The 8,332-nt window shown below is 65.9% G+C and carries 5 protein-coding genes; all 5 read left to right on the top strand.

The features are described from left to right. A partial coding sequence (gene aceE, locus QZT63_RS08630) for a pyruvate dehydrogenase (acetyl-transferring), homodimeric type (protein WP_290650341.1) occupies positions 1-2,509 on the top strand: 2,509 nt, incomplete at its 5' end. 72 nt (positions 2,510-2,581) lie between these two features. After that, the gene (aceF, locus tag QZT63_RS08625; RefSeq protein ID WP_290650339.1) at positions 2,582-4,225 is read left to right on the top strand and encodes a dihydrolipoyllysine-residue acetyltransferase; all 1,644 of its coding nucleotides are present in this window, start codon (positions 2,582-2,584) and stop codon (positions 4,223-4,225) included. 18 nt (positions 4,226-4,243) lie between these two features. Next, positions 4,244-6,004: a dihydrolipoyl dehydrogenase gene (gene lpdA / locus QZT63_RS08620; RefSeq protein WP_290650338.1), complete on the top strand. Its 1,761-nt coding sequence runs from the start codon at positions 4,244-4,246 to the stop codon at positions 6,002-6,004. 673 nt (positions 6,005-6,677) lie between these two features. After that, a complete protein-coding gene (locus tag QZT63_RS08615) occupies positions 6,678-7,136 on the top strand; it encodes a hypothetical protein (protein ID WP_290650337.1) in 459 nt (152 codons plus the stop codon). Between the two features lie 779 nt (positions 7,137-7,915). Then, a partial coding sequence (locus tag QZT63_RS08610; RefSeq protein ID WP_290650336.1) for a porin occupies positions 7,916-8,332 on the top strand: 417 nt, incomplete at its 3' end.

Here is an 8,332-nt window from a genome sequence, read left to right as displayed (position 1 = left end):
TCCGTTCAAGGCGACGACGGCGTATTTGAACACCATCCCGGCGCAGATGCAGGCGCGCTCGCCGGGGGATCACGCGCTGGAGTGGCGGCTTCGCTCGATCATTCGCTGGAACGCGATGGCGCTGGTGTTGCAGGCCAATGAGGCGCGCCCGGGGGTGGGTGGTCATATTGCCAGTTTTGCCTCCAGTGCGACGCTCTACGATGTCGGGTTTAATCATTTCTGGCACGCGCCGAGCGAGGCGCACGGTGGTGATCTGGTGTTCATACAGGGACACTCGGCGCCGGGGATTTACGCGCGCTCCTATCTGGAGGGGCGTTTGGATGAGGAGCAGCTGCGGGGTTTTCGCCAGGATGTGGGGGGACGTGGTGTGACCTCCTACCCGCACCCGTGGTTGATGCCGGAGTACTGGCAGTTTCCGACGGTCTCCATGGGGCTTGGGCCGTTGATGGCGATCTACCAGGCGCGGTTCATGAAGTATCTCCATGACCGGGGCATTCTCGACATGGGCACCCGCAAGGTGTGGGCGTTCATGGGCGATGGGGAGATGGACGAACCGGAGTCGCTGGGCGCCATTGACGTGGCCGCGCGCGAGGGGCTGGACAATCTGGTGTTTGTGGTCAACTGCAACCTGCAGCGTCTCGATGGCCCGGTGCGCGGTAACGGCAAGATCATCCAGGAGCTCGAGGGGGAGTTTCGGGGGGCGGGTTGGAACGTGCTCAAGGTGATCTGGGGGTCGTACTGGGACCCGCTGATTGACAAGGACGACAAGGGCTTGTTGCTCAAGCGCATGGAAGAGGCGGTCGATGGGGAGTACCAGAACTTCAAGGCCAAGGGCGGGGCATACACGCGCGAGCACTTTTTTGGCAAGTACCCGGAGTTAAAGGAGATGGTCGAGCACCTGTCCGATGAGGACATTCGGCGGCTCAACCGCGGCGGGCACGATCCGCACAAGGTCTACGCGGCCTATCACGCGGCGGTCAACCATACCGGACAGCCCACGGTGATCCTGGCGAAGACGGTCAAGGGCTACGGCATGGGGCAGTCGGGCGAGGGGCAGAACATTGCCCACCAGCAAAAGAAGATGGGGCAGGAGGCGCTGCGCGACTACCGGGATCGCTTCGAGATTCCGATTCCGGACGAGGAGCTGGAGGCGGCGCCGTTTTACAAGCCCGCCGAGGACAGCCCGGAGATGAAATACCTCCACGAGCGCCGCCAAGCGTTGGGAGGGTACCTGCCGCAGCGGCGCACAGAAGCGCCGGCGCTGAAGGTCCCGGAACTCTCGGCGTTCGAGCTGCTGCTCAAGGACTCCGGCGAGCGCGAGATGTCGACGACCATGGCGTTTGTGCGCATTCTCGCCATCCTCACGCGCGACAAGGCGCTTGCCAAGCACATCGTGCCGATCGTCCCGGACGAGGCGCGCACCTTTGGCATGGAGGGGCTGTTTCGGCAGATGGGGATTTACTCCTCGGTGGGGCAGCTCTACGAGCCCGAGGATGCCGATCAGCTCATGCTCTACAAGGAGAGCAAGAGCGGGCAGATTCTCCAGGAGGGCATCAACGAGGCGGGAGCGATGAGCTCGTGGATGGCCGCGGGGACGAGCTACTCCAACCACGGCATTCACATGGTGGCGTTTTACGCCTATTACTCCATGTTCGGCTTCCAGCGCGTGGGCGATCTCGCCTGGGCGGCGGGGGACATGCAGGCGCGCGGGTTTCTCATGGGTGGCACGGCCGGGCGCACGACGTTAAACGGCGAGGGGCTGCAGCACCAGGACGGTCACAGTCTGCTGCACGCGAGCACCATTCCCAACTGTATTGCCTACGACCCGACATTCCCCTACGAGATGGCGGTGATCATCCAGGACGGGCTGCGGCGGATGTACGCCGCCGGCGAGAACGTCTTCTACTACATCACCATGATGAACGAGAACTACAGCCAGCCGGCCATGCCCGAGGGCGCCGAGGAGGGCATTCGCAAGGGGATGTACCTGTTTCGCGAAGGCGGCGGTGGCAAGAACAAGGTGCAGCTCATGGGCGCGGGTACGATCCTGCGCGAGGTCATCGCGGCGGCGGAGCTGCTCAAGGCCGACTGGAAGGTGGATGCGGACCTGTGGAGCTGTCCGTCGTTCAACGAGCTGCGCCGCGACGGCCTGGAGGTGCAGCGCTGGAACCTGCTCCATGCCGACAAGACGCCGCGGACGAGCTGGGTGGAGCAGCAGCTCGCCGGACGCAAGGGCCCGGCGGTGGCGGCTACGGACTACATGCAGGCGGTGCCGGATCAGATTCGCGAATTTCTCGACCGGCGTTTTGTGGTGCTGGGCACCGACGGTTTTGGCCGCTCGGACACCCGCGAGCAGCTGCGCCGCCACTTCGAGGTGGACCGGTACTACGTCACCGTGGCCGCGCTCAAGGCGCTGGTCGGTGCGGGTCAGCTGAAGGCCTCGACCGTGAGCAAGGCCATCGCGCACTACGGTATTGACCCGGAGAAGCTCAACCCGGCGCGGGCCTAGTGTCCGCACCCCTGTGCCCGGAGCAGCCGGCGCGCGGCGCCCGGGCCCCGACGTCTTGACAAGGACCCGCATATGGCCACGAAGACGATTCCGGTACCCGACATCGGCGATTTTGACGCCGTCGAAGTCATCGAAGTGCTGGTGAGCGAGGGCGACAGCATCGAGGCTGAGCAGTCGCTGATCACGCTCGAGTCCGACAAGGCGACCATGGAGGTGCCCGCCCCGGAGGGGGGCACCGTGCGCGGCGTCGCCATCAAGGTGGGTGATCAGGTCAAGGAGGGCGACCCGATCCTCGAGCTCGAGCCCGCCGGGGCGGGGGGCGGGGAGGGGCCCGCGGCGCAGGACCCCGGTGCCTCCAACGCCGAGCCCCCGCCCGCCACGCCCAGCGCCGCGCCTGCGGCTGAGGGTGCGAGCCAGACCGTCACCATCCCGGACATCGGCGACTTTGACCAGGTGGATGTCATCGAGGTGCTGGTGAGCGAGGGCGACAGCGTCGAGGCCGAGCAGTCGCTGATCACGCTCGAGTCCGACAAGGCGACCATGGAAGTGCCGGCGCCGGCCGCCGGCACGGTGGGCACGGTGCATATCAAAGTCGGTGACAAGGTCTCCGAGGGGGATCGCATCCTCGAGCTCCAGGGCGCCGGTGGAGCAGGGGCGCCGGCGGCGGCGGAGCAACCGGCGGCGGCGCAGCAGGAGCCGCAACCGGCTGCCGCCACGCACCCCGCCCACCAGGTCGAGGCCGACGCCGCACCCATCCCCAGGCAGGCCATCGACAGTGCCAGCCACAAGCGCGCCCACGCCTCCCCGGCGGTGCGCCGGTTTGCCCGGGAGCTGGGCGTCGATCTCGGGCAGATCAGCGGCTCCGGGCGCAAGGGGCGCATTGTCAAAGACGACGTCCAGGCCTTTGTCAAGGGCGTCATGCGCCAGGCCCAGGAAGCCCCCGACGCCGCGGCGGCGCCGGCGGCGGCCGCCGGCGGTATGGGCATTCCGCCGATACCGCCGGTGGACTTCAGCAAGTTCGGCGCGGTCGAGGAGGTGGCGCTGCCGCGGATCAAGAAGCTCTCCGGGCCGCACCTGCACCGCAGCTGGCTCAACGTCCCGCACGTCACGCAGTTCGACGAGGCCGACATCACCGATCTGGAGGCCTTTCGCAAGGCCGAGAAGGAGCGGGCGGAGAAGGCGGGGGCGAAGCTCACGCCGCTTGCCTTTTTGGTCAAGGCGGTGGCGGGGACGCTGGCGACCTACCGGGAGTTCAACAGCTCGCTCAACGCCGGCGGCGACGCGCTGATCATCAAGCACTACATCCACGTTGGCGTGGCGGTGGACACCCCCAACGGGCTGGTGGTGCCGGTGATCCGCGACGCCGACACCAAAGGGGTCTACCAGATTGCCCGGGATCTCGCCGAACTCAGCGTCAAGGCGCGCGACGGCAAGCTCGCTCCCAAGGAGATGCAAGGTGGCACCTTTAGCATCTCCAGCCTTGGTGGCATTGGCGGCACGGCGTTTACGCCCATCGTCAACGCCCCGGAGGTGGCGATCCTCGGGGTGTCGAAGTCCGAGCTCAAGCCCAAGTGGAATGGCAAGGAGTTCGAGCCGCGGCTGATGCTGCCGCTGTCGCTCTCTTATGACCACCGGGTGGTCGACGGTGCGGCGGCGGCGCGCTTTACCGCGCACTTGGCCGGTCTGCTCGGTGACCTGCGGCGGCTGTTGCTGTAACCAACAAAGGAACCGACCATGGCGACGACAACCATTAGCGTGCCCGACATTGGTGATTTTGACGCCGTCGAAGTCATCGAAGTGCTGGTGAGCGAGGGCGATACCGTAGAGGCGGAGCAGTCGCTGATCACGCTCGAGTCCGACAAGGCGACCATGGAGGTGCCGGCGACGCGCGGGGGCAGAGTCGCGGCGGTCAAGCTCAAGGTGGGCGATCAGGTCAAGGAGGGCGACGCCATCATTGAGCTCGAGCCCGCCGAGGGCGGCGCGGCGGAGGCGCCCGAAGCGGCGCGGGAGACGCCCGAGTCGCCGGCGGCGCAAGAGCCATCGGCGCCCACCGCTGCCGCCGCCGCGGCGCCGGCGATGCCCGGCGGCGAGGCCGACTGCGACGTAGTGGTCATCGGCGCCGGCCCCGGGGGTTACACCGCGGCGTTTCGTGCCGCGGACCTGGATCTGAAGACCATTTTGGTGGAGCGCTACGACACCCTGGGCGGGGTGTGCCTGAACGTCGGCTGCATTCCCTCCAAGGCGCTGCTGCACGTGGGCCACCTGCTCGACACCGCCGAGCAGTTCAAGGGCCACGGTGTGGTCTTCGGCAAGCCGAAGATCGAACTCGACAAGCTGCGGGAGTGGAAGGCGAGCGTGGTGGGCAAGCTCACCGGGGGGCTTGCGAGCATGGCCAGGCAGCGCAAGGTGGAGACCGTCACGGGGACGGCGCGCTTTACCGGCGCCCACACCCTCGAGGTCGACGGCGCGGATGGCACGCGACAGATCACCTTTCGCCATGCCATCATCGCCGCCGGTTCGCGCTCGGTGGTGCCGCCGGGGATGGATCTCGACGACCCGCGGGTGATGGACTCCACCGACGCGCTCAAGCTCGAGGCGATCCCCAAGCGGCTGCTGGTCGTCGGCGGCGGCATTATCGGGCTGGAGATGGCCACGGTCTACCAGTCGCTGGGTGCGAAGGTCACGGTGGTGGAACTGCTCGATCGGCTCATGACCGGCGCCGACAAGGACATCCTGCGGCCGTTGGAAAAGCGCATGCGCGCGCGCTACGAGGCCATCTACACCGCCACCAAGGTCACCGGCATGGAGGCGCAGAAAAAGGGCATCAAGGTCACCTTCGAGGGCAAGGACGCGCCGGCGAGCGACACCTTCGACCGGGTGCTGCTCTCCGTGGGGCGCCGCCCCAATGGCGATCTCATCAACGCCGAGGCCGCGGGCCTGGAACTCGAGGGCGGATTCATCGCCGCCGACGAGCAGCAGCGCACCCGCGTGGGGCACATCTTCGCCATCGGCGATGTCGTCGGCCAGCCCATGCTCGCCCACAAGGCCACCCACGAGGGCAAGGTTGCCGCCGAGGTCATCGCCGGGCACAAGGCCGCCTTCGACGCCCGCGTCATCCCCTCGGTGGCCTACACCGACCCGGAAGTCGCCTGGGTCGGGCTCACCGAGGAGGAGGCCAAGGCGCAGGGGGTGAAAGTGCACAAAGGCACCTTCCCCTGGGCAGCCAGCGGCCGGGCGCTCGCCATGGGCCGCGAAGAAGGCATGACCAAGCTGCTCTTCGACGCCGAGACCGGACACGTGGTCGGCGGGGGTATCGTTGGCGTCGCCGCCGGCGACCTCATCGCCGAGGTCGCCCACGCCATCGAGATGGGCAGCGATGCCACCGACATCGGCCTCACCGTCCACCCACACCCCACCCTCAGCGAGACCGTCGCCTTCGCCGCCGAAGTCGCCGAGGGGACCATCACGGACCTGTACATACCGAAAAAGAAATAGACGGATCCGCCGCCGTCATGGGGCGCGACGTGCGCGATAACCTGGCTGCCGGCAAGAGGCGTAGCCTCGAGTGCGTCTGCCGCCTGGCCTGAGTCAGGTGTGAGACGGCGTTTGGTCATCGATGAGATCGACGTCTCGTTTGCGTCAGATCGATCCCCACACGGGCTCGTCGATACCAATGCGTTAACCGGCAGCTCTTGTCAGGATAGACCGATTTATCTCCGAATTCAGCCTAATCTCCGGTGCGGATAGACGAATACATCAAGACGAAAAAACACGAAATTATGTAGAACTACGTACTTGACAAATATCAAAACGTCGCCTGTATAAAGGCACAACCCGGCGTGGGGCCGCCTGAAGTCACACGAGCATTCCTCTACCCGGGAAACGCCGCCTCCAGGGGCGCTTCTTAAATGGAGGCGGCTCCCTCCACGACAGCCAGAAGCGGGCACGGAATCCACTCCACGGCTTCCACATCGGCATGACAATGCATGTGGAGAAGGTTAGTAAGTACAACTCCCAATGGAGAGAAGGCGCCGCATGAATTATTCCTAATGTAGGTCGGCCCAGTTTATTGGGACAGCCGAAACAAACTGTCGCGGAGGTCTTGAAGAACGCTTCAGCAATGATCAGTTTCCGCGCCAGACCCATCACCGATAGCAAGGGAGGCAGTATGAGCCTTTATAAGACCTGCGGACCGTCAACGCTTGCATTTCTGGGCATTGCTTCACTCGGGCTTGCCTCCACAACGTTGCATGCCGAGGACACGGCAACTTTGAGCGGCTTCATCAACGGCTACGAGTGCGCGACGGCAGGCACGACCTGCCCCGTGGACGGCGCCGACCCGCGGATTTCCATTCAGTCGGCCTTCGTCATTCAGCAGCCAGACGGTGAGTACTATCTGCTGACCGGTGTGCCACGGGACGTGGAGGTCCGTCACGTCAATGAGAACGTGCGGGTCACCGGCACGCTCCAGGAGCGATACAACGCGTTCCGCGTCGATGAGTTCCATGTCCGCACCGACGATGGTGACTACGAGACGGTCTGGTCGGAGGAGATGGTACAGAAAGAACGGGGGCGCCTCGAGCGCATGCGCGAGCAGATGCGTCGGGCCCAGGAGCTGGGCGGCTAACGACTCGGGATCCCGTGGCCAAATGCGCCGCCGTGGCAGGGCGCGAGGTGGGACCTGTGGCACGACACCGACGTCACACCACGGAGCCATGCAACGTATAGCGGCGCTGCCACCATAAGGGCGCCGCTGTGCGGCCCTGCTGCGTTCCGACAGCAGTGCGGTACGTGATCGACGAACCTCGTCCCGCACAAACCGTTCCTACCGTTCGGGGTACCGGTCAATGCGCACCGCCGGGGGGCCTGGGCCGGACGGGTGAGTTCGGCGCTGGTCGGCGTGTCCACCCGGCGCAAGCACAGAAAGCCATACTCAAGGCCGCCGCCCTGGACGTAATCCTCGAACTCCTCCTCGACACACCCCGGCAACGCAGTGCCCCGCAACGCCAGGTACGCCTTGAGGGCGGGGTAGTATTCCTGGGCGGGGCCAGATCTGCCACGTGGTCAGGCGAATAGCCTCGCCCTCGTCCTGCCCGCGCCCCTCGAACGACGGCCGCAGGCCATGGGGCGGTACACAAGCATTTGGCGAATGGCAAGACCTGGCCCCCTCTGCATTGGTCGCGAAGGCACGCGGCTTGCCTATACTGCCCGATGAAGCACCACGCAGCGTCCCGGAGCGATACGCGTTCATTGTGATGTTCCGGCTGCGGTGGTGCGGGCCGGTGCCCTGCGCGCCGGTGCATCCACGGGATTGGCCGGTAAGAAGGGCTCTGTTCCGCCGGGTCGGAGGCCGTTTACCCGCCTTTGACGATGGTATGACTTGCGAGATTCGAGGAGAGGACAACAATGAATAGCGAACTCAAGCTGTCCGGGGGCCTGACCGGCTCGGTGTTGCTGGCAACCGTCACGGCGGGGGCACCGGCAGTGGCTGCGGCGGATGACAGCGTGGGCGCGGAGCTCTACGGGCAGGCGCATCTGTCACTGAACTACTTCGACACCGATAACGACGCCGCCGAGGAGGACGACACCGGCTTTGGCTTCAGTTCCAACGCATCGCGTTTCGGCCTGCGCGGCAGCCAGCCGCTGGATGGCGGGCTGACCGCCATCTATCAACTGGAGCTGGAACCCGCGTGGTCCGGTGGCGGCGGGACCGACAGGGACGGCGACCCCGCCGTTCTGCGCCAGGTCCGGGACAGCTTCGTGGGCATAGAGGGCTACTTCGGCATGGTCCGGGCCGGCCGCCTGCCCGCCGCCAACCAGTTC

The sequence above is a fragment of the Aquisalimonas sp. genome, from assembly GCF_007120195.1.
In the GTDB taxonomy this organism is placed as follows: Bacteria; Pseudomonadota; Gammaproteobacteria; order Nitrococcales; family Aquisalimonadaceae; genus Aquisalimonas.
The sequence above is the reverse complement of the archived record's forward strand: the minus strand, read 5'-3'. Positions and strand labels throughout refer to the sequence as shown.